The organism is Arthrobacter sp. KNU40 (genome assembly GCF_051515115.1).
Classification (GTDB): domain Bacteria; phylum Actinomycetota; class Actinomycetes; order Actinomycetales; family Micrococcaceae; genus Arthrobacter.
Map to the genome: position 1 here is coordinate 121,203 of NZ_CP195850.1, position 24,807 is coordinate 146,009.

The window sequence follows — 24,807 nt, forward strand, 5'->3', positions numbered from 1 at the left end:
GACAACCATTGGGGGTTGTCCCTTCTGCGTTTCCGGGTTCCGGAGTGTCCACGTACGGACCGTTCCCCTACCGTGCCCGGGGCGCTGGTAGTAGGGTCAAATCACCTACCAGCAACGCCCCAGGAGCGCGCCATGAAAAAGCTCATCAACGATCCCCGCTCGGTGGTGGACGAGTCTGTCGAAGGTTTCGGCATGGCCCATGCCGATCTCGTGGACGTCCATACGGACCCCATCTTCGTCGTTCGAAAAGGAGCGCCCGTGGCCGGCAAAGTGGCGCTTGTGTCGGGAGGTGGGAGCGGCCACGAGCCGCTTCATGCCGGCTTTGTGGGGCACGGAATGCTCGACGCCGCCGTGCCGGGTGCGGTGTTCACGTCGCCCACTCCCGACCAGATCATTCCGGCGACCGCCGCAGTCGATTCCGGCGCCGGCGTCATACACATCGTGAAGAACTACACCGGTGACGTGCTGAACTTCGAGACCGCGGCAGAGATGGCCCAGGCTGAAGGAATCAGCGTCCGCTCGGTTCTCGTCAACGACGACGTCGCTGTGGAGGATTCCCTGTATACGGCAGGCCGCCGCGGCGTGGGGGGCACTGTGCTGGTCGAAAAGATTGCTGGTGCGGCAGCGGAGCGTGGGGATTCGCTGGAGGCCGTCGCGGGTGTGGCGGAGGGAGTCGTCCGCAACGTGCGCACCATGGGCGTCGCCTTGTCCGGCTGCACCGTGCCGCATGCCGGGGTACCCAGCTTTGAGCTCGCTGACGACGAAATCGAAATCGGCATCGGCATTCACGGCGAACCGGGCAGGCACCGGATCGCCATGGAGGGAGCCGACGCCATCACCAGCCGCCTTTTGGACCCGGTCCTGGAGGACCTCGGGATCAAGTCCGGTGAAGAGGTGCTGCTCTTCGTCAACGGAATGGGCGGTACGCCCCTCAGTGAGTTGTACATTGTCTACCGCCGGGCGGCCCAGATCCTCGCGGAAAGAGGAGCCAAAGTGGAGCGCTCACTGGTGGGCAACTACGTCACGTCGCTTGAGATGCAAGGCTGCTCCATCTCGGTACTGCGGCTCGATGACGAACTGACCGCCCTCTGGGACGCACCCGTCCATACTCCGGCCCTGCGTTGGGGGATGTGACAGTGGGCCTGGGGGTCGAATGGGCGGTTCAATGGTTGACCCTCTCCGCTCGGCTCATGTCCGAGCATAGGGAGGAATTGATTGCGCTGGACCGTGCGATAGGCGACTCCGACCACGGTGAAAACATGGACCGGGGATTCCAGGCCGTCATGGAGAAACTTGCCCAGACTCCGCCCGAGACACCTGGCGCAGCCCTGAAGCTGGCCGCGATGGCGCTGATGTCAAAGGTGGGCGGGGCAGCCGGACCGCTGTATGGAACCGCGTACCTTCGGGCGGCCACGGCTCTGGGAGAAAGCGCGGACATTGACGCAGCGGCGCTCGCCGGAGCACTGACCGCGGCCCGGGACGGAATTGTTGCCCGCGGCAAGGCGGAGCTCGGCGACAAAACCATGGTGGATGCCTGGTCTCCGGCTGTGGAAGCGGCGGACGAGGTCCTGGTGGCCGGTGGAGATGCTGTGGCTGTGTTGGCTGCGGCGGCCGAGGCTGCCGAGGTGGGTGCCGTCACGACAGATCCGTTGGTAGCCCGCAAGGGCCGCGCAAGCTACCTCGGTGAACGCAGCGCAGGTCACCGCGATCCCGGGGCTGCGTCTTCTGCCCTGTTGTTGCGCGCAGCGGCTACCGCTGCGGGATTCCCTGAAGGGGCCGCTGAATGACGGTGGGCTTGGTGGTGGTCTCGCACAGCCGGAAAATCGCGGAAGGCGCGGTGGAGTTGGCTGCGCAGATGGCTACCGATGTGAAGTTCTACGCCGTCGGCGGCACGGATGATGGCCGGATTGGCACCGACCTGGAGAAAACGATCGCCGCATTCGAGGCAGGACTTGGGGAGGCTTCAGGGGATGGAGTGGTGGTCCTGACGGATCTTGGTTCGGCGGTTATGACGGCAGAATCAGCTGCCGAGTTCTGCAGCGAGCCGGAAAAGGTCCTCATTGCCGACGCTCCCTTGGTTGAGGGCCTGGTTGCCGCCGCGGTGGCCACCCAGGGTGGTGCCTCGGCGGCCGCAGTGAAGGCCGCCGCCGAGGCGGTGCGTTTCGGTCAGGAGCCCGTTTTTGAAGCGGCGGGGCCGGCAGAATCCCAAGGCAGGGGCGAACCAGCGGAAAGCGGCGAGTTCGAACTCGTAAACCCCATGGGAATGCACGCCAGGCCTGCGGCCAAAATCGCGGGCGGACTCGCCGGCATGGATGTCGAAGCAACGGTAAATGGCGTCGATGGCACCTCCATTATGGAACTCATGAGCCTCGCCGTGGGCAAGGGTGGCAAGCTCAAGGTCGAGGCGTGGGGCAAAGATTCATCGAAGGCCGTGGATTACGTCAGGCGGCTGGTGGAACAGGGATTCGGCGAGATTTGACGCCGCGCCGGGATGTCGCTTCGCGCCAGGATTTACCGCGCCGCGGGGGTTTGCGCGCGGTGTTCAGGACTGCCACAGGCCGCGGGCATCGAGCACGAGGCTTGCCGTGATGGCGGTCTGGCACTGCTCGCCCCACGGTTTTGCGCTTTTCGGCGTGAAGTTGAGTGTCCTGACGGGCAAGGTCTCGCCGTTTGTGTCCGCGCCGGTCACTTCGGCATCGATGGGCGAGGACGTCAGCGTTCCCATGTTGAGGAAGCCATAGCGGGTGCCATCCGGTGACGCGACGGCAGAGCATGACCCTTCGGGTTCCGGCCCGCAGGATTGAGGGAGCGGCACGCTGCCCGGGCGCAGCTCCAAATCGGCCTCGCGGCATTTCCCGTCCTGGCATGCCTTCAAATGGATGGCCTTGACCGTTGGCGCGTACTCTGCCGTGATTGTCAGGGAGACCACGGGGGCCATCGCAATTGCCGGACAAACGGTGACTTGAGGTTCGCATGCCGACCAGAGCGTCGCCGTCGTGGTCAATGCTATGGCGGCCCACAACCTGCGCATACTTGAGAATAATCCCGCACCGGGGACCCGGAACGGGATATCTGCAACTGGCAGGCACATCGTTACCGACATCTACGGATCGTTGCGGCTCCGCGACCTCAAGGCCTGGCCATGGGCGGGTTCGGCAGGGTTTTCGCAGGGCGCAAGGAATGCGCCGGCCGCAGAGAATAGGGTTCTTCGCATGACTGAACCCTCGGATCTGCTTGCCACTCGCGCCGCCTACAACACGGTAGCCGCCGATTACGCTGAACTCCTGCGCAACGAGCTCGACACCAAACCCTTTGACCGGGCCATGCTCGGTACGTTCGCCGAGCTCGTGCGTTCCTCCGGAGGCGGGGCGGTTGCCGACATCGGTTGCGGGCCCGGACGGATCACGGCGTACCTGGATTCCCTCGGGCTGGCGGCTTTAGGCATCGACCTGTCGCCGGAGATGGTGACAGTAGCCCGCAAGGACCACCCCGGCCTGCAGTTCGATGAAGGGTCGATGGAGGCCCTGGAGCTGGCGGACGGCACTCTGGGTGGCATCGTTGCTTGGTATTCGATCATCCATACGCCGCCGGCCCGTTTGCCGGGAGTGTTCGCGGAGTTCCACCGTACCCTCGTGGGCGGCGGCTTGCTGTTGCTCGCGTTCCAGGCCGGCGACGAGCCAAGGCATTTGGACTTCGCGTATGGCCACGAAATCGACCTTGACGCCTACCGCTTGCCCCCTGAACGCATCATGGAACTCCTCCTTCAGGCTGGCTTTGTCGTTGAAGCGCAGCTTCTCCGCGAGCCGGACGGCAGGCACGAGAAGACCCCGCAGGCGTATCTCCTAGCCCGCAAGCCAGCGCGCAAGCCAGCCACGTCGTAGCGGAAGCGGCGCAAAAGGAGGCCTAGGCCGGGAGCCGCAGCCCGCCGTCGTGCATCTCGGCCAAGCCGTCGCTCAGTAGCCCCTGGAGAGCGCGCTCCAGCTGCTCGGGGGCCGAATTCAAGCGGTGCAGGGCCGCCAACGGGACGGCCGCGCCCTCGGCGGCGAATCCGAGGTCAGCTGCGGGTCGTTCGAACAGTTCAGGAGCTACCGGCGACTCTGCCACTCGCAATACGGCCATGACGGCACCCCGCAGCTGCCGGTCTGTGCCGTGCCACGCCTGGCCCTTCGGCGTATACGTGGGCGGCGGTTCACCTGCGGCAAGCCACGCGCAGGAACCGCGGACGGGGCAGTCCAGGCACTTGGGGGAGCGGGCGGTGCACACGAGCGCTCCGAGTTCCATGACGGAAGCGTTCCAGCGGACGGAGAGCCCGACATCGTCGGGCATGAGTGATTCGGCGAGGCGCATCTCCGCCGCGCTGAGCGACGGCGCCGGAAGCGCAAGTCCCGAAACGAGCCTGGCATGCACTCGCCGGATGTTCGTGTCTACGACCGTTTCGCGGCGACCGAAAGCAAAAGCAGCCACGGCCGCGGCCGTATAGTCGCCGACGCCGGGAAGGCTCAACAGCGATGCATGCGTGTCCGGCACCCTGCCTCCATGCTGTTCCACGATCGCGACGGCGGCCGCGTGGAGCCTGAGCGCGCGGCGGGGATAACCGAGCCTTCCCCAATGTCGCACGGCGTCGCCCGAAGGCTGCTTTGCGAGATCCGCGGGTTCCGGCCAGCGTTCCATCCAGTCTCTCCACACCGGCAGGACGCGGACTACCGGAGTCTGCTGCAGCATGACCTCGCTGACCAGGATCCCCCACGGGCTGCAGTCCGGCGACCTCCACGGCAATACGCGCGCCACCTCGGAGAACCAGCGGTCCATGGATTGGTGCAAGTCCGTGAGGCGATGGGTGCCGGCAAGTTCAGCGGCGCCTGGCAGTGACATGGAGATCCTTGCTGCGGTTCGTGGCGGGCCCTGTTGGCGGCCGATTCCTGCCATCCACTGTAGTGGAGCCGGCCGGGAATGACGTAGGTCATACTGGCTCCGATCAGGCCCCGGCGGCGTGGTGCGGCACCATCCACGCCTTGCGTTGCCTAGCCTAGAAGCATGGTCAACAAGGGCAAGCAACCGCCGAGGGCGCGCACGTCGCCGTCGGCGAAAAGTGCTGCCCGGGCCGGAGGCGCAAACCGTTCGGCGAACGGGGTCCGGCCCCAAAGGCGACGGACGAGCCCTGCCGTTTACCGGCGTCGGAGGCTGGTTGTTTTCGGCGCGCTCCTGGTGGTCCTGGCGATGCTCGTGGCCGGTGCTGTGGCTATGAGTTCATCTCTTGCGGGCAAGGCTGATCCCGGCGCATCCAAGACCCAAGCGGTCGGAGCCGCCCCGGCGAGCCAGGCCCCTACGACGGATGCCATCGCGGCCACCACAACGCCCACGGCCACGCCGGTGTGCGACCTCAATCTGGTGACGGTGACGGCGTCCACGGACCAGCCTGCGTATCCGGCCGGGCAGAACCCCGTGCTGAGCATGAAGATCACCAATGGCGGGGCAGCACCGTGCCAGGTCAACGTCGGCACATCCCAGATGGAGTTCCTGGTGATGAGCGGCGAGGACCGGATTTTCTCCTCCAAGGACTGTCAAGCGAAGGGCGATGACCTCGTGAAGCAGATTGATCCGGGCAAGAGCGAGATTGCCAACTTCCCGTGGCAACGCAACCGGACGACCGAGGGCTGCGGCGTAATCTCGGCCAAGCCTGCCACCGGCACCTACACCTTCAAGGCCGTACTGGGAAACAAGGCGAGCACCAAAGCGGTCTTCCAGCTGGGTTAGAGGAACCTGTCCAGCAGGCTGGCTTCGGCCATGCGGCTGAGCCCTTCGCGGACGGTCCGGGCGCGCTGGTCGCCGATGCCGTCCACGGTCATGAGATCGTCGATAGTGGCGGCCATGAGGTACTGGAGTCCGCCGAAGTGCTCCACCAAACGGTCGGCCACGGCTTTCGGAACCGACTTCAGCCCGGACAAGAGGCGGTAACCGCGCGGCTGAACACCCGCGTCGAGCACGTCCATGCCCCCGGCGAATCCGATGATCCCGGCGATCTTGCCCAGATCGATCAGCTCCGCCGGGCCAAGATCCAGAAGGGCCTGCACCGCACCGTCGATGTCCTCGGGCGAGGCGTCGGCGCCGGCGTAGTCGCGGATGATCACGTCGCTGCCCGGGCCGCGGCCGGTGGTGAGCTCTTCCAACTGCAGCGAGAGCAACCTGCCGTCCTCACCCAACTCCAGGACATACTGAGCGATTTCCTCGGCAATGCGCCTGACCATTTCCTGGCGCTGGAGGGTGACAGCCACATCCCGGACGGTGACCATGGCCTCGATTTCGAGGGCCGATAGGGCGCTAGTGACCTGATCCAAGCGGGCGCTGTAACGTTCCAGGGTTGCGAGAGCCTGGTTGGCGCGGGCCAGGACCTTCTCGGAGCCCTCAAGCACGTGGCGCAGGCCGTTGACATAGAGGGCGATGATCTGCATGGACTGGCTGACCGAAATCACCGGAACTCCGGTCTGGATGGCCACGCGCTCGGCCGTCCTGTGACGCGTTCCTGATTCCTGGGTCTCGATGCTGGAGTCCGGCACAAGCTGTACCGCGGCACGAAGGATGTTCCCGGCGTCCTTGTCGCAGATGATTGCACCGTCCATCTTCGCGAGTTCACGCAGCCGCGTCGGGGAGAAATCGATGCCGATTTCAAAGCCGCCGGAGCAGATGGATTCGATGGTCCGGTCTGTTCCGAGCACAATCAGGGCGCCGGTGCGCCCACGGAGGATGCGTTCCAGGCCGTCGCGCAACGGTGTTCCGGGGGCCACCCTGCCCAGAGTCGCCTTGAGCGAATCTTCGGGGCTCCGAGCCATAGGTGTTCCCTTCAAAGGTGCACGCAGGCGCGCCCGCAAGTGTGCCGGTTTTCAGCAGTGAGTCGACGGGAGCAAAATGCCAGGTTTCCCGCAAGCTCAATGATAGAGGTATAGACCGGCAACAACCGCACGGGCAAGCCTTAAAGTGCCCCAAATTAGCTTATGTGGCGGGACCTTCGAAACGCGTTCGAAGGCGGCCGCGGCACCGCCATTTTCAGCTCGGTCCCTGGACCCTCAGTTCGGTCCCGGAACCTCGGTGACCCTTGACCCTCAGGGAGCCGTCCGAAGGTGTGCGAGCCGCTCAAGGTCGCGTCGCACGCTCTGCAGCGCCGCTTCCCGGGCGGCAGCCCTTCCCGTGTCCGGATGCGCTTGCCTCGCAGGAGGGTTGACTCCACCTCTGCCGGCGTTCGGCCGGTGCCCTTGCTGGTTCGCAGCGGGGTTCCCCGCGGGGGAGGGGCCGAAGGGATCGTAGAACAAGTCATTCCCTGGATTCATTGATGCCCTGTTCCTTTCATGCCATCGTCGGCTGCCTGGTTTTTCCTGGCGGATGGCTCCAATCCGGGCCGGACGCGTCCGCTATGCGTTCAAACTATCGGCAGGTGATTTCGGAGGTTTGTGCACTTCGTTTCGATCCTGTTAAGCGCTGGCCCGGGACCCTGCCTCCGGCGTGGTCCCGGGCTGCGATAAACTTGGTATCTTGGCTGGCGCGCAAATCGTGCCGCTCCCTGAGTTGGCCCCGGCCGGCGCGGGGCCAGTATCCAGCCTCCATCCCACGTTCGGCCCGTCGTTCCAATGCGGGCAACGCCCAGATCGCAGCGAAAGTAGCACCGTGTCCCAAGAAGTCCTGAGCCCCGCCCGAGTCCAGGAAATTCACCATGAGGCCTCCCGGCGTCGGACTTTCGCGGTCATTTCGCACCCTGACGCCGGCAAGTCCACGCTCACGGAAGCCCTCGCCTTGCACGCCAAGGTCATCGGCACCGCCGGTGCGTCCAGCGGCAAGGCCAACCGCAAGGAAACTGTTTCCGACTGGATGCAGATGGAAAAGGACCGCGGTATTTCCATCAGCTCCGCGGCATTGCAGTTCTCCTACCGGGATACTGTGATCAACCTGCTGGACACTCCGGGCCACGCCGACTTCTCCGAGGACACCTACCGCGTCCTGGCCGCCGTCGACTGCGCAGTGATGCTGGTGGACGCCGCCAAGGGCCTGGAAACGCAGACCATGAAACTCTTCGAGGTCTGCAAGCAGCGGAACCTTCCCATCATCACGGTCATCAACAAATGGGACCGCCCGGGCCTCGACGCCCTCGCGCTGATGGACGAGATCACGGAACGCACCGGACTCCAGCCCATGCCCTTGACGTGGGCCGTGGGCATTTCCGGCGACTTCCGTGGAGTCTGGGACCTGCGAAATGACCGCTTCGCACGGTTCGCGCGCAATAATGCCGGTGCCAACATCGCCATCACCGAGTACTTCACTCCGGAGGAAGCAGCCGAAACCCAGGGCAACAACTGGAGCGACGCCGTCGACGAAGCCGGACTCGTGATCGAATCGAACCTCGAGTTCAACATTGAGAGCTTCCACGCCGGAACGGCAACACCTATCCTCTTCAGTTCGGCGGCCCTGAACTTCGGGGTCAAGGAAATCCTTGACGCCCTGGTGGACTTCGCGCCTCCAGCCGCGCCCCGCCCCGACGTCGACGGCGAGCCCCGTTCGGTAGACGCTCCCTTCGCGGGGTTCGTCTTCAAGGTCCAGGCAGGCATGAACAAGGCCCACCGCGACCACGTCGCGTTCATCCGTGTGTGCTCCGGCGTCTTCGAGCGCGGCATGGTTGTTACGCAGACACGCACCGGAAAGTCCTTCGCCACGAAGTACGCCCAGCAGGTGTTCGGGCGCGAACGCGAAGTCATCGACGAGGCCTATCCCGGCGACGTCGTTGGCCTGGTCAACGCGTCCTCGCTGCGCGTAGGGGACAGCCTGTTCCTCGACGAGCCCGTGGAATTCCCCGCCATTCCGCTCTTTGCCCCCGAGCATTTCCAGGTGGCCCGGTCCCAGGATCCCAGCCGGTTCAAGCAGTTCCGGCGCGGCATTGAGCAGCTTGAGCACGAAGGCGTCATCCAGGTGCTCCGTTCCGACGTCCGGGGCGACCAGGCACCCGTGCTCGCGGCTGTCGGTCCCATGCAGTTCGAGGTTGTGGAAGACCGCATGGCCCACGACTTCAACGCCCCGATGCGCCTGGAGCGCCTTCCGTACTCGATGGCAAGAATCTCGACGGCGGAGGCCATGCCGGCGCTCGCCAACGTCCCGGGCGCAGAGGTGCTGCTCAGGTCCGACGGCGAATACCTCGCGTTGTTCAACGACGTCTGGGCACTGCGCCGGATCGAGAAGAACCACCCGAAGCTCACGCTGGTCCCGATCGGAACGCACAACCCGGCAAAATAGTTCAGTAACTCACTTGGCGTTCGAGCTTGTTTCCCAGTCCCAGCATGGCGAGGCTCACCGCAAGGAATCCTATGGAGATCGACACTGCGAAGACCGCCACACCGCCCCAACCGCCTGCGCGCATCGGGTCGATGAACCAGTAGGCGTACCAGTTGACGAAAGAGCCGCGGATCAGACTGTAGACGAGATACGCAACGGGGTAGAGCAGCCAGTACCAGAGGTGCTTGATGGCCAGCCTGGATCGCGGAGGCTGGAACAGCCAATCGGCAACCATGACAACCGGCATCAGGTAGTGGACCACGAAGTTGACCCAGGGGAGCAGGGAGCCGAGGTCCTGCCCCGCCAGGAGTGCGCCGAAGACGAGTCCCACGACGGCCATGGCGATCGTCGCAGTGCCCCGGGTGGCGTCGTCGAGCTCGCTGGGCCGCTTGCCAACCAGCACGCGGTAGCCGCTGATCAGCAGCACCACCGACGCGAAGATGTTGGACAGATTGGTGAAGTAGCTGAAGAAGTTCCACGGATCGAAGCCCAGACCGATGTGGACCGTGAGCTGCGTCCCCACCGCAACAAGGGTCAAGAGGCCAAAGAAGAGGCGTCCCCCAATGAGCACATTTCTTTTTGTCATGGGGACAATCTTCCGGTGGACGAGGCCAACCCATGCACCCGACACTCCGAAGCCAAGCCGGCCGCTAGGTGATCAGCAACTCCAAGGCCTCCGCCAGGTGTGCCACTTCGCGGACCGAGAAACCCTCCGGGACGGGGCCCGGTCCGTTGGGACTCGCCGGCACCACGGCGTGGGTGAACCCAAGCCGCTGAGCCTCGTGGATACGCTGGTTGATCCCGGGAACCGGACGGACCTCGCCGGCCAGGCCAACCTCGCCGAAGGCAATGAGCCGCTGCGGCAGTGCCTTGCGCGCCTTTGCCGAGGCCACGGCAAGCGCCACAGCCAGGTCGGTTGCCGGTTCGCTCAATTTCACTCCTCCGACAGTGGCCACGTAGGAGTCGTCCTTGTGCAGGATGCAGCCAGCCCGCTGTTGGAGCACGGCCAGGAGCATGGCGACGCGCGAGCTGTCCAGGCCGCTCGTTGCCCTGCGGGGTTGTGAGCTGGTACTTTCGGCCAGCAGCGACTGCACCTCGGCCAGCAGCGGGCGCCGGCCTTCCATGGTCACCGTGATGCAGGTGCCGGACACCGGCTCGCGTGTCCGCGATACAAAAAGCCCGCTGGGATCGGCTAGGCCTTCGATACCGGCCTCATTGAGGTCGAAGCAGCCGACGTCGTCAGTGGCACCGTAGCGGTTCTTGACCGCGCGCAACAAGCGCAAGCGCGAATGGCGCTCGCCTTCGAACTGGCACACAACGTCCACCAAGTGCTCCAGAAGACGCGGACCGGCAATGGAGCCGTCCTTCGTCACGTGGCCAACCAGCAGCGTGGTCATGTTGCGGCGCTTTGCGGCGGCGATGATGGACGCCGCGACTTCCCGGACCTGTGAGACTCCGCCAGCGCTACCTTCGACATCCGCGCTGCTGAGGGTCTGCACCGAGTCCACAATCAGCAGCTTCGGCTCAAGCTTCTCCACTTGCCCCAGCGCCTGCCCGAGGTCCGTCTCAGCCGAGAGATAGAGGGTGTGCGCGACCGCGTCGATCCGCTCCGCACGTAGCTTGACCTGGGCAGCAGATTCCTCGCCCGTCACGTAAAGGACGTCCTGCCCCGTGCGGGCGAACTTCGCAGCGACGTCCAGCAGGAGGGTGGATTTCCCGACGCCGGGTTCCCCGGCAAGCAGGATCACCGCGCCGGGAACCAGGCCTCCGCCCAGGACGCGGTCCAGTTCGTCGACGCCGGTGGGCAGGAAAGCGGCCGTGGTGCCGTCTACCTCGGCAATCCGGCGGGCCGGCTCCAAAACCGTTGTTGCCGCCGTCGTACGCGCAACCGTGGCGCCTGTTTCCTCCACGGTGCCCCACGCCTGGCACTCACCGCAGCGCCCCACCCACTTGACCGTGGTCCACCCGCATTCGGCACATTTGTACGCGGGCGTCTTGGAGGTGCGTGAGGTCTTGGAAGCCATGCGTACAAGGCTAATGGAGCAGTCGGACAGTCAAGTGCGCCTCACTGCAGGGGAGGAAGAACGTCCCGGGCTTCCCGGGGGTCCATGCCCGCTGCTTCGAGCAGGTCCACCATGAGCGGGCGGAAGAGCATCACCACTGTTTCACCCTCAAGCTTCTGGACGTGCAGCATTTTGGGGTGCAACCGGGTGGCAATGTCGGCCAAGTCCTGCCGCGCACCGCGCAGGTGGGCGCGGCGGGCGCCGTCGTGCACTTCGGCGAGGCCGAGCGAGAGCTCCTCGACCCCTGCGGAAGTGTCCTGCAGGACCTCCGAAATGCTGTCCGTCGCCTCGTCAGTCAACGCTGCATGGTTGATGGCGCTCGTGAGCCGCCGCGCGAACACCCGGCTGTTGCGGAGGGCAAGGTCGATGGAATCCAGCGACTCCTCAAGCATGGTCAGCTCGTCGCGGTGCCGACGATACGCCGGTGCAAGCGTGGCCACTTCTCCGGAGGCCTTGAGGGATTGGCGCATCCGGTCCACGAGGGGCTGGCAGTTCCGCCCCCGGATGAGGGCATGCCAGGCCTGGGTGGAGTCGCTGTTGATCAAGGCGTCGGCGCACTCACGCAGGACTTCCGAGAGTTCGTGCAGGAGTTTGCGGACGTCCTGGCGCGGCTCCCGGCGCGGGTCTTTCGGGACCAGCATTGTGACGAGGAGCGCGAAAACTCCGCCCACTACGGCGTCGATGCTCCGGGTGAAGGGTCCCCCGGACGGCGCGGGCAGTAAGACCACGAGAAGCGATTGCAGGCCCAGTTGGGTGGTGAAAATGGAGCCACCGTCCAGGAAACGTGCCAACAGGATCGAGAAAAGAAGGACGACGGCGGCTTGCCAGATCCCAGAACCCAGCCAGTGGAGCAGCAGATCACCGACGACGATCCCGAGGGTGCAGCCAAACCCGACTTCCACCACCCGGCGAAGCCGTGGATCCCGGGAGAAGCCGAGCGCGATCAGGGACGAAGTCGCGGCGAAAAGGGGTCCCGAGTGGCCCAGGATGTATTCGGCGAACGCGTAGGCACCCACTGCGCACACGGTCATCTGGACGGCTGGAACCAACGAGTTCCGGCTGCGGACGAGGCCGGTGCGCAGCCGCGCCCGCAGGAATTTCTTGCTTGCTGAAAGTCCTTGGGGGGCGGCCATGGCTCAAGTCTATTCAGGAGAGGCTTACGGAGTGCGGCTCGCGGGGGGAACCCCAAAGTGAGGGGCGTCACTTAATCCCTCATGATGCGCCAAGCGCAAGGGCGACGCTGTACATGTAAGCCAATGGTCCACAGCCGTTCACCTCCTGTTCACTTTGGACGGCCGATCCCGTTACCTGCGGCTCCTACCGTCAATAAAGGTACAAACACGTACGCAAATCTTTCGTATGCCGACTTTCTCCCTCGGCACGCATCAGAGAATCCCTGGAAGGGGTACATCCCAGTGAAGGCAACTCGCTTCGGCCGCAACGCGGCAATCGCGGTCCTCGCCGTCGGCGCCCTTGCGCTGACCGCTTGTGGTTCAGACAACGCAACCGGCGCCGCACCGGCAGCCACCCAGAGTGCCGCAGGCGTCAAGGTCACCGGCACCCTGACCGGCATCGGCTCCTCGGCGCAGGGCGCCGCAATGGACGCTTGGAAGACCAACTTCGCTTCCGCGAACTCGGGTGCCACGGTCCAGTACTCCCCCGACGGCTCGGGCGCAGGCCGTAAGGCCATCCTTGACGGCTCCGCACAGTTCGCAGGCTCTGACGCCTACCTGACCGACGCTGAGCTGGCCACTTCCAAGACCAAGTGCGGCACCGACGGTGCCATCAACATCCCGGTGTACATCTCCCCGATCGCCGTTGCCTTCAACATCCCGAACGTCAAGGACTTGAAGCTCGACGCCGACACCGTTGCGAAGATCTTCCGCGGCCAGATCACCAACTGGAACGACCCGGCAATCGCCGCCCTGAACACTGGCGTCACGCTTCCGGACCTGAAGGTCACCCCGGTCAACCGCTCTGACGACTCCGGCACCACCCAGAACTTCACCGACTACCTGGCGTCCGCTGCACCCTCCGTCTGGACCGACAAGGCAGCCGGCGTTTGGCCTGCTTCCCTGAAGGGCGAGAACGCCAAGGGCACCTCCGGCGTCGTAAAGACCGTCACCGACACCCCGGGTGCCGTGACCTACGCTGACGACTCCGCAGTCTCCGGCAAGCTCGGCACCGCGCAGATCAAGGTTGGCTCGGACTTCGTCAAGATTTCCGCTGCCGCTGCCGCCAAGGCTGTCGAGCTGGGCAAGCCCGTTGCAGGCCGCCCGACCGGCGACCTTTCCATCAAGCTCGACCGCACCACCACGGATTCCTCTGCCTACCCGGTAGTCCTGGTTTCCTACCACGTCGTCTGCACCACCTACGACAAGAAGGAAACCGCTGACCTGGTCAAGGCATTCGAGAGCTACGTAGTCTCCGACGCCGGCCAGCAGGCTGCTGCCGGCTCCGCCAAGTCCGCTCCGCTCTCCAAGGCGCTGCAGGACAAGGCAAAGGCCGCTGTTGACTCCATCAAGGCCAAGGCCTAAGGACCACAATGGAGTAGTGGTGCCGCGGACCGCCGCACCACTACCCTTGAATATCAACGTTCCCCGTCCCGCGCTGGTGAAACATCACCGGACGGGGCGGGGAACTTGGCCATTTTTGAGTGAATCTGAAGGATCGTGAAGTGACCACCAACTCCTTGACCACTTCCCAAGGTGCCGGACGCGCCGGGGACAAGGTCTTCTCCGGAGCCACCCTGGCCGCGGGATGCCTGATCCTCGTGGTTCTCTTCGGCGTCGCACTTTTCCTTGTAATCCAGGCCATTCCGGCGCTTGTGGCTCCGCCCGCGGACATCGAAGGCGGGCACGGCTTCTTCGCCTACATCGGGCCGATCGTGGTGGGGACCCTGATTGCCGCCTTCATCGCGCTTGTGATCGCAACCCCGGTTGCCATCGGCGTCGCGCTGTTCATCTCCCACTACGCGCCCCGCAGGCTTGCCTCGGGCCTTGGCTACGTGGTGGACCTCCTCGCTGCCATTCCTTCAGTGGTCTACGGCGCTTGGGGCGCGGCGTTCCTTGCCCCCCAGATTTCGCCCGCCTACGGCTGGCTGGCCAGCAACATGGGCTGGTTGCCGATTTTCCAAGGCCCGGCCTCCGCTACCGGCAAGACCATCCTGACCGCGAGCATCGTCCTCTCCGTCATGGTCCTGCCGATCATCACCTCACTCTCGCGTGAAATCTTCCTGCAGACCCCGAAGCTCCACGAAGAAGCCGCCCTGGCCCTCGGCGCGACACGCTGGGAAATGATCAAGATGGCTGTCTTGCCGTTCGGCCGCCCGGGTATCGTGAGCGCCATCATGCTGGGCCTCGGCCGCGCACTTGGCGAGACCATGGCCGTCGCGCTGGTGCTGTCCTCCGGCGTTTTGACCGCGAGCCTGATCCAGTCGGGCAACCAGACCATCGCCGCGGAAATCGCCTTGAACTTCCCTGAAGCCAGCGGACTCAAGGTCAGCACGTTGATCGCGGCCGGCTTGGTATTGTTCGTCATCACCCTGGGTGTCAACATGATTGCACGCTGGATCATCTCCAGGCACAAAGAATTCTCGGGAGCCAACTAATGACTGTCACAGCCCCTGTGGCGCGCAAACGCTCCGCACTGACCAAGGGCCAGTTGCCCGCTTTCGCACCGTACGTCGTCCTTGCGGTCGCCCTGGTGCTCGGCGCGGCGATCCTCGCGCTGATCGGCTTCAACGCCTTCGGCTGGGGCATAGTGTCCGCCATCCTCTTCGCGGTAGGCCTGGTCGGCTGGAGTGCCGTCGTCGAAGGCGGCCGCAAGGCGAGCGACAAGCTCGCCACGTGCCTGATCGTGGGCTCCTTCCTTGTGGCGCTGCTGCCCCTGATTTCGGTGATCTGGACCGTCCTCGTGAACGGCATCCCGGGCATCATCACCCCCGGTTTCCTGACGACATCCATGAACGGCGTTACAGGCACCCTGGACAACAAGAGCGTCGATGAAGGCACCAAGGTCCTTGGCGGCATTTATCACGCGCTCCTGGGCACCGTGCAGATCACCTTGCTCGCCACGGTGATCTCGGTTCCTGTGGGCCTGCTGACCGCCATCTACCTCGTGGAGTACGGCAACGACCGGGCCCTCGCCCGCGCCATCACGTTCTTCGTCGACGTCATGACCGGTATCCCGTCGATCGTCGCAGGACTCTTTTCCGCAGCCTTCTTCTTCGCCGTGGTCGGCCCGGGCACCAAGACCGGTGCGGTCGCCGCCGTCGCGCTTTCAGTCCTGATGATCCCGGTGGTGGTCCGCTCCAGCGAGGAGATGCTCAAGATCGTCCCGAACGAGCTCCGTGAGGCGGCTTACGCGCTCGGCGTCCGCAAGTGGCGCACCATCCTCAAGGTGGTCATCCCGACGGCGATTTCCGGCATCGCGTCCGGCGTCACCTTGGCGATCGCCCGAGTGATTGGTGAGACGGCTCCGATCCTGGTCACAGCAGGTTTCGCCACCACGATCAACAACAACGTGTTCGGCGGCTGGATGGCCTCACTTCCTACGTTCATCTACACGCAGATCCTGAACCCGACCTCGCCGTCCAACCCGGACCCGTCGAGCCAGCGGGCATGGGGCGCCGCACTGGTCCTGATCATCCTGGTGATGCTCCTGAACCTCGGCGCCAGGCTGATCGCCCGGATCTTCGCCCCCAAGGCCGGCCGTTGAGCCGCCAGGCCACGCGCAAACTTCCAACCACAGCACCGAAGGAACACCATGTCTAAGCGGATCGACGTCAAGGATCTGAACGTCTACTACGGCAGCTTCCTGGCCGTTGAGGGCGTCAACATCAACATTGAAGCCAAATCGGTCACGGCATTCATCGGCCCGTCCGGTTGTGGCAAGTCCACCTTCCTGCGCACCCTGAACCGCATGCACGAAGTGCTTCCCGGTGCGCGCGTTGAAGGCGAAGTCCTGCTCGACGGCGACAACCTCTACGGCCCCGGCGTGGACCCCGTGACGGTCCGAACCCAGGTTGGCATGGTCTTCCAGCGGCCCAACCCGTTCCCCACGATGTCCATCCGCGACAACGTGCTGGCCGGCGTGAAGCTGAACAACAAGCGGATCAGCAAGGGCGCGGCCGACGCACTCGTGGAGAAGTCCCTGCGCGGAGCCAACCTGTGGAACGAGGTCAAGGACCGCCTTGAGAAGCCCGGCTCCGGACTCTCCGGCGGCCAGCAGCAGCGGCTCTGCATTGCCCGTGCCATTGCGGTGGAACCGCAGGTCATCCTCATGGACGAGCCCTGCTCGGCGCTGGACCCCATCTCTACTTTGGCCGTCGAAGACCTCATCAATGAGCTCAAGGACGAATACACCGTGGTGATCGTGACCCACAACATGCAGCAGGCCGCACGCGTTTCCGACAAGACCGCGTTCTTCAACATCGCCGGCACCGGCAAGCCGGGCAAGCTCATCGAGTTCGCGGACACCACCACGATCTTCAACAACCCGTCCCAGAAGGCCACGGAAGACTACGTCTCCGGCCGGTTCGGATAATCCCCAGCCGCCCCCCCTGGCTCGCAAGCTCGGCCAGGGAACCCTGGCGGTGTGGGCCCAGTCGCCGGCTCCCCCGTCGATTGCTGAGTAACGGTCGTTTTGGGGCCCAAAACGACAGTTTTGGAGCAACGGATGCCAGAAAAGCCCGACGGCGACGGTCACCTTCTGAGGTGATTGTCGGCGTCGGGCTTTTGCGTGCCGGGACGATTCCCCAAGTCAGTGCGACAGCGGCGAGAGCGCCAGCCCAAGGACGAACGCCACTGCGGCGGTGACGATCGGCGTAGCGACCCAGAACCCCAGGATCCGCAGCACCATCCGACGGTTGGTGACGGAAAAGTTCTGGTTGGTTCCTGCGCCGAGCACTGCCGACGTCACAGTGTGCGTGGTGGAAAGCGGCAAGTGGAAGCCAATGGCCCCGACGAACAACATCAGCGAGGTCAGGCTTTGGGCAATGAATCCCCGCATCGGGTCTACCCGCGTCAGTTTGTAACCCAGGGTGTACGAGATGCGCCAACCACCACAAAGCGTTCCCGCTGTGAGCATGACAGCAGTCAGCAGGATGACCCAGAACGGGAGGTCGTTGGAGTCGGACACCCCGGCCGCCACGGCTCCCAACAGGATCACCGCTACGGATCTCTGCCCGTCCTGTAGGCCGTGGCCGAACGCGACGGCAGCGGCCGAGACAGACTGCGCGTGGCGGAAGCGGCCATGCACAACATCGGGCTGGGTGTAGCGGGCCGCCCACGTGACAGGCCACACGAGCAGATAGGCGCCAAGGAAGGCAATCAGGGGGGACAGCAGCAACGGCAGGACTACTTGCGCCAGCAAAATACTGTCCACCCCGCTGATCGAGCTGCCTCCCATCAACGCGCTTGCGGCTCCGGCGCCAACGAGGCCTCCCACCAAGGCATGGGTTGACGAGAGCGGCACACCGCGCCACCAAGCGTAGATTCCCCAAAGGATGGCGCTGCACAACCCCGCGGCGAGTATTGTAAGCCCGTTCATTCCCGAGGGGAGAACCACCCACGACTGGCTGAAGACCAGTGCGAAACCGCCGCTGAGCAGCACGCCGGCAAAGTTGAAGACGGCTGCCAACACGACGGCAACCGACGGAGTCAGGGCACGGGTCCGCACAGAGAGTGCGACGGCGGTGGAGACGTCGCGGAAGCCGTTCAGGAATGCGAAGCCAGCCGCCAGCACCACCACCAGGGCGAAGAACGCGACCGCCACCTCATGCTTCCTTGACGATGATGCTGCCTACCTGGGTCGCGACGCGGCGCATGTCCTTGGTAGCGTCCACTAGTTGATTGGCTACGTCGCGGTTCCGCGAAAACTGGGTGGACTTCATGTCGCGGAGCATCTCGGCCACCCAGGTCCGATGGCTGCGCTCCGCACGCTTGGCCAGCCGCAAGACCTCGATCCAGTAGTCCTCGAGTTCGTCCAGATCGTCGAGCTGACGCATTGCATCAACCGTGAGTTCCGCCTGGCGGCTGATGATCTCCAACTGGTCCGCCGCGCGCTTGGGCACCCGGTCCAGTTTGTAGAGGGCCACGAGCTCACCTGCGGCATCCAGCTTTTCCATCGCCTCGTTGAGGAAACGGGAGAGGGCGTACATGTCCTCGCGGGGGAGCGGGTTCACGAAGCTCGTGCGCATGTGGGTCAGGAGGGCGAAATGCAGATCCGTGGATTTCGCCTCGTGTTCGTGCATCTCCTCCACAAGCCGTTCGTGCTCCGCGACAGGAGCTCCGAAGATCTCTGAAAGCGTCCCGGTTGCCTCAAGAATCTGGCGGGCCATTTGCGACAACAATTGCAACCCGGCGGGTTCTTGGGGGAAGAGACGCAGCTTCATTTGGCTTCCGGTAGTCGGGAGGGATAGGGGTGGGGCGGCGTCTTCGCCGAAGGGCATAAAAATGGTGCCGAACCGGATACGCCTCTCGGCGGTAGGCCGCTCGAAGCGGCTATAAGTTGAAGCCCGGGGGTTTCGCGGTTCGACACCAGTTTCAGTTTTCTACGTCGCCCGAGCTAAGTCAATCTTGACAGCTGGCGCCCGGGGTGGTTGTGACTGTCCCTCGCCCCTATATTTCATGTCAGTCCAGCTCTCCCAGGCGCCACGCATTGGCCGCGTGCTCTAGATCTTCCGCGGTCTTTACGAGCTGGTGGGAGTTCCGGGTCAGCTTGCTTGCGTGGCCTTCATTGGAATGCTCCGCACTGTCTGCCAGGGTGGCTTGGCCCAGCGCGACGACGCGGCAAAACGCGGCTGAGCGTTCCAGCGCGACGTCGAAATCGCCGTCGAACGCTCCCGAAAGAATGGCGTCGGCCATTTGCTTCATTTCGTCGGCTCCCGGCGGCTCGGCAGCGCCCGCCACAACGTGGGAAACCTGGGCCGTGTCCCGGCCGGCCTTGAAGTACACGGAGATGCGCTCCGAGTTCTGCATGGTGGCCGCGCGCAATGCATAGAGCCGCCACAAGGCGCCGGGCAAGGACCGGGCGGGGCTCTCGGCCCACATTTCGGCGATGGCCTCCAGGCCTTGCTCATCAGCGAGCTTCACGAGGCGCCTGGTGATCTTGGGATCATCGCTATCTCGGCCTCGCCGTACGAGGGCCTGAGCGGCAAGGTGCGCGGCTTCGGACACCCGCGCGGGATCCGCTCCGCCGGCAAACGGCTCGAAGTCAACCGGCGCGAACGGTTTCGGCTTGTGGTGCCTATTTGCTCCGCCGTACACAGGAGGTCCCGATTGTTCGCTCATGCCCCAACGCTACTCCTGTGTTTTCGCTCGTGCACCCTTGACTGGGGCTTGTTGCAACCTCCCCATGTTTGGATCCGTGGGAGCCGCGAATCGCCTTAGTCTCCGCGCGTCGTCGTCGGGGCCTGGTTCAAAAGTGGGGAGAAAGGTGCGGGTGCCGGCTTGGACGGCGCGGGTGCCAAGCGTGTCAAAACGGCCTTGAGCTTGAGGTACAGTGTTTATGGCTGTTTCTACAGTCGGCAGGGGCCTTTAGCTCAGTTGGTAGAGCATCGGACTTTTAATCCGTGGGTCGTGGGTTCGATCCCCACAGGGCCCACTCTAGAACCCCCGGAACCGCACGGTTCCGGGGGTTTACTTGTGCCAAGCGGTTTACTTGTGCCAAGCGAAAACTAGGCCGTGCCCCACGCGGCCGGGTGGCGGCCGAGCGGTCCGGCTTGCTGCGACCAGTGCGCTGGGGCGCCGTCGATTCGCCCTGGAAGCGGCACGCGGCGCGCCGGCCCCCAGTCTGTGGTGGTTTCCACGAGAGTGAAGTCATTCGGTGTCGGTACCGATAGGTGGTCGTTCGGCGGGGTCATCGAGTACAGCAGGTTGGCCGTGCCGATGAGTGAGCCTTGGATGCGGGTCGTCACCGAGTGGGTGAGGCGCCGGGTCAAGGCTCGGGCGACGGCCGCGGCCAAAAGCCAGCCTGTCGCGTGGTCGAGGGCTTGAACGGGAAGCGGGGCCGGCTCCGCTTGGCCCGTGGCGGTAGCGCCGTCGTCGGCGATCCCGCAGCTCATCTGGACCAGGCTGTCGAACCCGCGACGGTTGCGCCATGGGCCATCCCAGCCGTAGGCGTCCAGGCTCGCGATGATCAGGCCGGGGTTCACGGCGGCCAGGGCCTCGTCGTCGTAGCCCATGCGTTTCAGGGCGTCGCCGCGCAGTCCCGACACGAGCACATCGGCACCCGCGAGCAGTGCCTCGAAAGTCGCGCGGTCGCTTGGGGCAGTGAGATCCAAAGCGGCGGTACGCTTGCCGAGCGTCGTCTCAGGCAGCAGCGACGGCACCTCTTCAAAGCCGGGCGGATCGATCCGAAGCACCTCCGCACCGTAGCCGGCAAGGAACTTGGTGCAGACCGGTCCAGCGATTACCCGAGTCAGGTCGAGCACGCGCACGCCGTCGAAGGGCAGTTTCCCGACGGCGTCCGGCGTGCGGGCACCGGATGAGCGGCGTTCGACGACGGTCAAGGGCGGCGCGTCCGTGGTCGCCGCCCCTGGAGCCGAGGCGAGCCACTGGACGCGGCTGTGCATGACGGCGGCACATCCGCCCGCCTCCACGATGGCCGTCTCCAATTCCTCGGCACGCAAACCGCCCACTGCGGCCTTAACTGTTTCGCGGTCATGGGCTCCAAGCACCCGCTCGACGGCGGCGCGGTGGCCGGCGTAGTTGGTGTGCAGCCTGATCCAGGCGTCGGCCGCACGATAGTTGCCGGCGATGGGGTCCCAGAGCGGTGGCCGGTTCCAGCCGACTGGAGTGAACAGCCCCTCGGACGCGAACGCGGCGCATGACTCCCGACTGCCTACCGTCACGGCCGGCTGCCGTGACTCTCGGCGAGCTGCCAGAAACTGTGCTGCCGCCACCGTTGCGACGGCCACCGCCCCCGTCGCGAGTCCTGTCACGTCGAAAGCGGCCGGGAGAACAGCCCGCGGCCCGGTCGTCGTTAGATGAGCGGCCGCCAAATCCGCATCTTCTGCACCGAGCGCGTGCCACAAGCGGGAGGTCGCATCAGCGAAGCTGTTGTTCACACTCACCATTCTCAACGGGCCTGCACGGAACGGGCAATGGTGCCCGGATCTGGTGCCTCCTGCCCAAGTGGGCCTTCAACTGCCAGACTGTTCTTCATGCATGCGCTTTTGGACGGACTCCTGAATACCAGCCCGCTCGTGATCGCGTGCATCGTTTTCGCCCTCGTGTTCGCTGAGGATGCAATCTTTGTGGGGTTCGTGATTCCTGGTGAAACGGCGGCGGTGGTCGGCGGGGTGATTGCGAGCCGCGGGCTCTTCGAATTGTGGGTCATGATCGCCATAGTGGTGATTGCAGCGATCACGGGAGACACCGTGGGCTACGAAATAGGCAAGCATTTCGGCCCACGGGTGATGGCCTTGAAAATCCTGGACAAAAGGCGCGCCCAATTGCAGAAGGCCGAAGACTTCCTCAAAGACAAAGGTGGCGTCGCGGTGCTCCTTGGGCGCTTTACCGCCTTCTTCCGTGCCGTCATGCCCGCGCTCGCCGGACTTAGCCGAATGCCTTACCGGCGTTTCGCGTTCTGGAATTTCAGCGGCGGCATTATCTGGGGGTCCCTGTTCGTGACGCTCGGTTTTGTGGCCGGAAATTCGTACGAAGAAGTGGCCCGTGTGGTGGGCCGGGGGGCAGCGGCTGTGGTGGCAGTAATTGTGGTGGCGATTGTGCTTGTGTGGCAGGTCAGGAAGCACCGCGCCAAGAAGGCCTGATGCCGCGGGAGCACGGAAATCTGGCGGAAACCTCAAGGCTTTAGGCTGGTCACAATTCGTTCGGGAGAGGCGGTGAATGGTCGAACTGGATATGTCTGATGTTTGGCGTTATAACCGTAGTAGCTGCCCCGATGTCCTCGGCTTATCTGAGCCTCGAGTGATCTGATGTCCGCTTTCTGCAGCACAGAACTTTAAGGAGAACCGATGCATCTTTTGCCCCGTGAGCAGGAAAAGCTCATGATCGTGGTCGCGGCCGACCTCGCCCGCCGTCGGCAATCCCGCGGTCTGAAGCTCAACTTCCCCGAAGCCGTGGCGATCATCAGCTACGAACTGATTGAGGGGGCCCGTGACGGGAAAACCGTGGCTGAACTCATGAGTTACGGGACCACCCTACTTGGTCGTGAGGATGTCATGGAAGGCGTGCCCGAGATGATCCATGACGTCCAGATCGAGGCTACATTCCCCGACGGGACCAAGCTCGTCACCGTCCACGACCCGATCCGCTAGGAGGCCAGCATGATTCCCGGTGAATACCGTCTCCAAACGGAGCCCATTGCCTGCAACAGCGGACGCGAGGCAATCGCCGTCGACGTCGTCAACCGTGGCGACCGCCCTGTCCAGGTGGGCTCGCACTACCACTTTGCCGAATCGAATCCCGCGCTCGATTTCGACCGTGAGGCCGCTTACGGCCGCCGCCTGGACATCCCCGCCGGAACAGCCGCGCGCTTCGAACCGGGCGATTCGAAGACGGTCAAGCTCATTGCGCTCGCGGGCAGCCGCGAAGTCTACGGCCTGCGGAACGCCGTCAATGGTCCCCTTGACGCGGATGCCGGAAAGAACGACGGCGGCGCTGCCGCCCGCACTGAAGGGCCCGGAGCCAGGAAAGAAGGGACAGCCCAGTGAGCTTTGAAATTTCGCGCAAGCAGTACGCAGACCTTTATGGCCCGACGACGGGAGACTCCATCCGCTTGGCGGACACCGAACTCTTCCTCGAGATCGAGAAGGACTACACGGTCTACGGAGAAGAGGTCATGTTCGGCGGCGGCAAAGTGGTCCGGGACGGCATGGGGCAGAACGGCCAAGTGACCCGGGATGAGGACGTCCCGGACACCGTCATTTCGAACGTGGTGGTCCTCGACTACACCGGAATCTACAAGGCCGATGTGGCGCTCAAAGACGGCCACATCTTCAAGATCGGCAAGGCCGGAAACCCGCAGATCGCCGACGGCGTGGACATCGTGATCGGGGCCAGCACCGAGATGATCGCCGGCGAGGGCAAGATCCTCACCGCAGGCGGCGTCGACACCCACATCCACTACATTTCCCCGGACCAAGTCCCCACGGCCCTGTGCAGCGGCATCACCACAATGGTCGGCGGCGGTACGGGACCGGCGGAAGGAACCAAGGCCACCACCATTACTCCCGGCAAATGGCACATTTCACGGATGCTGCAAGCCGCGGAAGGGCTGCCGATCAACATCGGCCTCTTCGGCAAGGGCCACGCGTCAGCCATCGAGCCGCTCGCCGAACAGATCCGCGCAGGCGCCGTAGGCCTCAAAGTCCACGAGGACTGGGGCGCCACGACCTCGTCGATCGACATGTCCTTGCGCGTAGCTGACGAATACGACGTGCAGGTAGCCATCCACACGGACACCCTCAACGAGTGCGGATTCGTGGAGGACACCATCAAGGCCATTGACGGCCGCGTGATCCACACCTTCCATACCGAAGGCGCCGGCGGCGGGCACGCTCCGGACATCATCAAGATCGCCGGATTGCCGAACGTGCTCCCGGCGTCCACCAACCCGACGCTCCCGTACACGCGCAACACCATCGAAGAACATCTGGACATGCTCATGGTGTGCCACCACCTCAACCCGGACATCCCGGAAGACGTGGCGTTCGCCGATTCCCGCATCCGGGCCGAAACCATCGCCGCCGAGGACGTGCTCCAGGACCTGGGCATCTTCTCCATGACCTCCTCGGATTCCCAGGCCATGGGCCGTGTGGGCGAAGTCGTCATCCGCACCTGGCAAGTGGCCGACGCCATGAAGCGGCAGCGGGGCGTCCTCAAGGACGCGTCAGGTGCGAGCCACGGCGCTCCGAACGGGTTGGGCGCGGAAAGCGACAACTTCAGGATCAAGCGCTACATCTCCAAATACACCATCAACCCGGCGATCGCGCAGGGCATGGCAGACTCCATCGGCTCCGTGGAGGTGGGCAAGTTCGCCGACCTCGTCCTCTGGAATCCGGCCTTCTTCGGCGTGAAGCCTGAACTGGTCCTCAAGGGCGGCCAGATCGCCTACGCACTCATGGGCGATTCCAACGGCTCCATCCCCACACCCCAGCCACGCACCATGCGTCCGATGTTCGCCACCCACGGCAAAGCGCTGCAGCAGTCCTCCATTACCTTCCTGTCCAAAGCGGCCATCGAGGCCGGCGTCCCGGAAGAGCTTGGACTTGAACGCGTCATCCGGCCGGTATCCGGTATCCGGAACCTGAGCAAAGCGGACCTCAAGTTCAACGGCGAAACCCCCGACATCGCCGTAGACCCCGAAACCTACAAAGTGACGGTCGACGGCGAAGATGTCACCTGCGAGCCATCCGACGTGCTGCCCATGGCCCAGCGCTACTTCCTTTTCTAGACCGCCGGAGGAG

Annotated in this window: 25 protein-coding genes and 1 tRNA gene; 15 read left to right on the forward strand and 11 right to left on the reverse strand. The window is 64.3% G+C overall.

All coding sequences use genetic code 11. From position 1 onward, the window contains the following. The first annotated feature begins 132 nt into the window (after nucleotides 1-132). From dhaK to dhaM, 3 genes are read left to right on the forward strand one after another with little or no spacing between them, the layout of a single operon-like run. Entirely contained in the window at nucleotides 133-1,134 is a 1,002-nt protein-coding gene (gene dhaK, locus ACSKT0_RS00585) for a dihydroxyacetone kinase subunit DhaK (RefSeq protein WP_437772044.1), read from the forward strand. Nucleotides 1,135-1,136: 2 nt separating this feature from the next. Beyond that, nucleotides 1,137-1,787 carry a dihydroxyacetone kinase subunit DhaL gene (gene dhaL / locus ACSKT0_RS00590; RefSeq protein WP_437773937.1) on the forward strand — a complete coding sequence of 217 codons (651 nt, stop codon included), beginning with the start codon at nucleotides 1,137-1,139 and terminating at the stop codon, nucleotides 1,785-1,787. Continuing rightward, complete coding sequence (dhaM, locus tag ACSKT0_RS00595) at nucleotides 1,784-2,479, forward strand: dihydroxyacetone kinase phosphoryl donor subunit DhaM (RefSeq protein WP_437772045.1); 696 nt, start codon at nucleotides 1,784-1,786, stop codon at nucleotides 2,477-2,479. Before dhaL ends, dhaM begins: the two co-directional genes overlap by 4 nt. 63 nt (nucleotides 2,480-2,542) lie before the next feature. Here the strand turns inward: dhaM and ACSKT0_RS00600 are convergent, their stop codons facing one another. Further along, nucleotides 2,543-2,938, reverse strand: coding sequence for a hypothetical protein (locus ACSKT0_RS00600; RefSeq protein WP_437772046.1), 396 nt, complete (start codon nucleotides 2,936-2,938; stop codon nucleotides 2,543-2,545). Between the two features lie 274 nt (nucleotides 2,939-3,212). Between ACSKT0_RS00600 and ACSKT0_RS00605 the strand changes: the two genes are divergently transcribed. Beyond that, entirely contained in the window at nucleotides 3,213-3,881 is a 669-nt protein-coding gene (locus ACSKT0_RS00605) for a class I SAM-dependent methyltransferase (RefSeq protein WP_437772047.1), read from the forward strand. A gap of 22 nt (nucleotides 3,882-3,903) precedes the next feature. Here ACSKT0_RS00605 and ACSKT0_RS00610 read toward each other — a convergent pair whose 3' ends face one another. Continuing rightward, complete coding sequence (locus ACSKT0_RS00610) at nucleotides 3,904-4,872, reverse strand: A/G-specific adenine glycosylase (protein WP_437772048.1); 969 nt, start codon at nucleotides 4,870-4,872, stop codon at nucleotides 3,904-3,906. 162 nt (nucleotides 4,873-5,034) lie between these two features. Here ACSKT0_RS00610 and ACSKT0_RS00615 point away from each other — a divergent pair, with 162 nt between their 5' ends. Beyond that, entirely contained in the window at nucleotides 5,035-5,754 is a 720-nt protein-coding gene (locus tag ACSKT0_RS00615) for a hypothetical protein (protein WP_437772049.1), read from the forward strand. On the opposite strand, the gene disA is transcribed toward ACSKT0_RS00615, so the two are convergent. Together disA and ACSKT0_RS00625 are read right to left on the reverse strand one after the other, a co-directional pair. Continuing rightward, nucleotides 5,751-6,827 carry a DNA integrity scanning diadenylate cyclase DisA gene (gene disA / locus ACSKT0_RS00620; RefSeq protein WP_059388344.1) on the reverse strand — a complete coding sequence of 359 codons (1,077 nt, stop codon included), beginning with the start codon at nucleotides 6,825-6,827 and terminating at the stop codon, nucleotides 5,751-5,753. The two genes, ACSKT0_RS00615 and disA, sit on opposite strands and share 4 nt — an antisense overlap. Before the next feature lie 270 nt (nucleotides 6,828-7,097). Beyond that, nucleotides 7,098-7,322 (reverse strand): hypothetical protein, encoded by a 225-nt coding sequence (locus ACSKT0_RS00625; protein ID WP_437772050.1) that lies wholly within the window; start codon nucleotides 7,320-7,322, stop codon nucleotides 7,098-7,100. A gap of 334 nt (nucleotides 7,323-7,656) precedes the next feature. Between ACSKT0_RS00625 and ACSKT0_RS00630 the strand changes: the two genes are divergently transcribed. Beyond that, the gene (locus ACSKT0_RS00630) at nucleotides 7,657-9,270 is read left to right on the forward strand and encodes a peptide chain release factor 3 (protein WP_437772051.1); all 1,614 of its coding nucleotides are present in this window, start codon (nucleotides 7,657-7,659) and stop codon (nucleotides 9,268-9,270) included. Between the two features lies 1 nt (nucleotide 9,271). Here ACSKT0_RS00630 and ACSKT0_RS00635 read toward each other — a convergent pair whose 3' ends face one another. From ACSKT0_RS00635 to ACSKT0_RS00645, 3 genes are all read right to left on the reverse strand, one after another. Beyond that, a complete protein-coding gene (locus ACSKT0_RS00635) occupies nucleotides 9,272-9,895 on the reverse strand; it encodes a Pr6Pr family membrane protein (RefSeq protein WP_437772052.1) in 624 nt (207 codons plus the stop codon). 64 nt (nucleotides 9,896-9,959) lie between these two features. Further along, a complete protein-coding gene (radA, locus tag ACSKT0_RS00640) occupies nucleotides 9,960-11,333 on the reverse strand; it encodes a DNA repair protein RadA (RefSeq protein WP_437772053.1) in 1,374 nt (457 codons plus the stop codon). Between the two features lie 41 nt (nucleotides 11,334-11,374). Then, entirely contained in the window at nucleotides 11,375-12,505 is a 1,131-nt protein-coding gene (locus ACSKT0_RS00645) for an FUSC family protein (RefSeq protein ID WP_437772054.1), read from the reverse strand. Nucleotides 12,506-12,787: 282 nt separating this feature from the next. Here ACSKT0_RS00645 and pstS point away from each other — a divergent pair, with 282 nt between their 5' ends. From pstS to pstB, 4 genes are all read left to right on the forward strand, one after another. Next, nucleotides 12,788-13,909: a phosphate ABC transporter substrate-binding protein PstS gene (pstS, locus tag ACSKT0_RS00650; RefSeq protein WP_437772055.1), complete on the forward strand. Its 1,122-nt coding sequence runs from the start codon at nucleotides 12,788-12,790 to the stop codon at nucleotides 13,907-13,909. A 140-nt stretch (nucleotides 13,910-14,049) separates the two neighbouring features. Further along, nucleotides 14,050-14,982: a phosphate ABC transporter permease subunit PstC gene (gene pstC, locus ACSKT0_RS00655; protein WP_437772056.1), complete on the forward strand. Its 933-nt coding sequence runs from the start codon at nucleotides 14,050-14,052 to the stop codon at nucleotides 14,980-14,982. Then, nucleotides 14,982-16,091, forward strand: a complete 1,110-nt coding sequence (gene pstA, locus ACSKT0_RS00660; protein WP_437772057.1) for a phosphate ABC transporter permease PstA — start codon at nucleotides 14,982-14,984, stop codon at nucleotides 16,089-16,091. The genes pstC and pstA overlap by 1 nt, the downstream gene beginning before the upstream one ends. A gap of 48 nt (nucleotides 16,092-16,139) precedes the next feature. Next, the gene (gene pstB / locus ACSKT0_RS00665) at nucleotides 16,140-16,919 is read left to right on the forward strand and encodes a phosphate ABC transporter ATP-binding protein PstB (RefSeq protein WP_059388353.1); all 780 of its coding nucleotides are present in this window, start codon (nucleotides 16,140-16,142) and stop codon (nucleotides 16,917-16,919) included. Between the two features lie 216 nt (nucleotides 16,920-17,135). Here pstB and ACSKT0_RS00670 read toward each other — a convergent pair whose 3' ends face one another. The 3 genes from ACSKT0_RS00670 to ACSKT0_RS00680 form a co-directional block, all read right to left on the reverse strand. Beyond that, complete coding sequence (locus ACSKT0_RS00670) at nucleotides 17,136-18,149, reverse strand: anion permease (RefSeq protein ID WP_437772058.1); 1,014 nt, start codon at nucleotides 18,147-18,149, stop codon at nucleotides 17,136-17,138. Nucleotide 18,150: 1 nt separating this feature from the next. After that, on the reverse strand, nucleotides 18,151-18,768 hold the full coding sequence (locus ACSKT0_RS00675; protein WP_345450326.1) for a DUF47 domain-containing protein: 618 nt from the start codon (nucleotides 18,766-18,768) through the stop codon (nucleotides 18,151-18,153). 238 nt (nucleotides 18,769-19,006) lie between these two features. After that, complete coding sequence (locus ACSKT0_RS00680; protein WP_078106945.1) at nucleotides 19,007-19,666, reverse strand: hypothetical protein; 660 nt, start codon at nucleotides 19,664-19,666, stop codon at nucleotides 19,007-19,009. Nucleotides 19,667-19,906: 240 nt separating this feature from the next. Between ACSKT0_RS00680 and ACSKT0_RS00685 the strand changes: the two genes are divergently transcribed. After that, a tRNA-Lys gene (locus tag ACSKT0_RS00685) sits at nucleotides 19,907-19,979 on the forward strand. A gap of 73 nt (nucleotides 19,980-20,052) precedes the next feature. Here the strand turns inward: ACSKT0_RS00685 and ACSKT0_RS00690 are convergent. Continuing rightward, the gene (locus ACSKT0_RS00690; protein ID WP_437772059.1) at nucleotides 20,053-21,444 is read right to left on the reverse strand and encodes a CoA transferase; all 1,392 of its coding nucleotides are present in this window, start codon (nucleotides 21,442-21,444) and stop codon (nucleotides 20,053-20,055) included. Nucleotides 21,445-21,540: 96 nt separating this feature from the next. Here ACSKT0_RS00690 and ACSKT0_RS00695 point away from each other — a divergent pair, with 96 nt between their 5' ends. From ACSKT0_RS00695 to ureC, 4 genes are all read left to right on the forward strand, one after another. Further along, nucleotides 21,541-22,149 (forward strand): DedA family protein, encoded by a 609-nt coding sequence (locus tag ACSKT0_RS00695; protein ID WP_437772060.1) that lies wholly within the window; start codon nucleotides 21,541-21,543, stop codon nucleotides 22,147-22,149. A gap of 204 nt (nucleotides 22,150-22,353) precedes the next feature. Then, entirely contained in the window at nucleotides 22,354-22,656 is a 303-nt protein-coding gene (locus tag ACSKT0_RS00700) for an urease subunit gamma (protein ID WP_236814155.1), read from the forward strand. A 9-nt stretch (nucleotides 22,657-22,665) separates the two neighbouring features. After that, the gene (locus ACSKT0_RS00705; RefSeq protein WP_437772061.1) at nucleotides 22,666-23,052 is read left to right on the forward strand and encodes an urease subunit beta; all 387 of its coding nucleotides are present in this window, start codon (nucleotides 22,666-22,668) and stop codon (nucleotides 23,050-23,052) included. After that, nucleotides 23,049-24,794, forward strand: a complete 1,746-nt coding sequence (ureC, locus tag ACSKT0_RS00710) for an urease subunit alpha (protein ID WP_437772062.1) — start codon at nucleotides 23,049-23,051, stop codon at nucleotides 24,792-24,794. The genes ACSKT0_RS00705 and ureC overlap by 4 nt, the downstream gene beginning before the upstream one ends. Nucleotides 24,795-24,807 lie beyond the last annotated feature (13 nt).

What these genes read in the sequence shown, in the direction of transcription:
- dhaK (WP_437772044.1), top strand. Translation starts at nt 133, where the DNA reads ATGAAAAAGCTCATCAACGATCCCCGCTCGGTGGTGGACGAGTCTGTC.
- dhaM (WP_437772045.1), top strand. Translation starts at nt 1,784, where the DNA reads ATGACGGTGGGCTTGGTGGTGGTCTCGCACAGCCGGAAAATCGCGGAA.
- ACSKT0_RS00600 (WP_437772046.1), bottom strand. Translation starts at nt 2,938, where the DNA reads ATGGCCCCCGTGGTCTCCCTGACAATCACGGCAGAGTACGCGCCAACG.
- ACSKT0_RS00605 (WP_437772047.1), top strand. Translation starts at nt 3,213, where the DNA reads ATGACTGAACCCTCGGATCTGCTTGCCACTCGCGCCGCCTACAACACG.
- ACSKT0_RS00610 (WP_437772048.1), bottom strand. Translation starts at nt 4,872, where the DNA reads ATGTCACTGCCAGGCGCCGCTGAACTTGCCGGCACCCATCGCCTCACG.
- ACSKT0_RS00615 (WP_437772049.1), top strand. Translation starts at nt 5,035, where the DNA reads ATGGTCAACAAGGGCAAGCAACCGCCGAGGGCGCGCACGTCGCCGTCG.
- disA (WP_059388344.1), bottom strand. Translation starts at nt 6,827, where the DNA reads ATGGCTCGGAGCCCCGAAGATTCGCTCAAGGCGACTCTGGGCAGGGTG.
- ACSKT0_RS00625 (WP_437772050.1), bottom strand. Translation starts at nt 7,322, where the DNA reads ATGAATCCAGGGAATGACTTGTTCTACGATCCCTTCGGCCCCTCCCCC.
- ACSKT0_RS00635 (WP_437772052.1), bottom strand. Translation starts at nt 9,895, where the DNA reads ATGACAAAAAGAAATGTGCTCATTGGGGGACGCCTCTTCTTTGGCCTC.
- radA (WP_437772053.1), bottom strand. Translation starts at nt 11,333, where the DNA reads ATGGCTTCCAAGACCTCACGCACCTCCAAGACGCCCGCGTACAAATGT.
- ACSKT0_RS00645 (WP_437772054.1), bottom strand. Translation starts at nt 12,505, where the DNA reads ATGGCCGCCCCCCAAGGACTTTCAGCAAGCAAGAAATTCCTGCGGGCG.
- pstA (WP_437772057.1), top strand. Translation starts at nt 14,982, where the DNA reads ATGACTGTCACAGCCCCTGTGGCGCGCAAACGCTCCGCACTGACCAAG.
- pstB (WP_059388353.1), top strand. Translation starts at nt 16,140, where the DNA reads ATGTCTAAGCGGATCGACGTCAAGGATCTGAACGTCTACTACGGCAGC.
- ACSKT0_RS00675 (WP_345450326.1), bottom strand. Translation starts at nt 18,768, where the DNA reads ATGAAGCTGCGTCTCTTCCCCCAAGAACCCGCCGGGTTGCAATTGTTG.
- ACSKT0_RS00680 (WP_078106945.1), bottom strand. Translation starts at nt 19,666, where the DNA reads ATGAGCGAACAATCGGGACCTCCTGTGTACGGCGGAGCAAATAGGCAC.
- ACSKT0_RS00695 (WP_437772060.1), top strand. Translation starts at nt 21,541, where the DNA reads ATGCATGCGCTTTTGGACGGACTCCTGAATACCAGCCCGCTCGTGATC.
- ACSKT0_RS00700 (WP_236814155.1), top strand. Translation starts at nt 22,354, where the DNA reads ATGCATCTTTTGCCCCGTGAGCAGGAAAAGCTCATGATCGTGGTCGCG.
- ACSKT0_RS00705 (WP_437772061.1), top strand. Translation starts at nt 22,666, where the DNA reads ATGATTCCCGGTGAATACCGTCTCCAAACGGAGCCCATTGCCTGCAAC.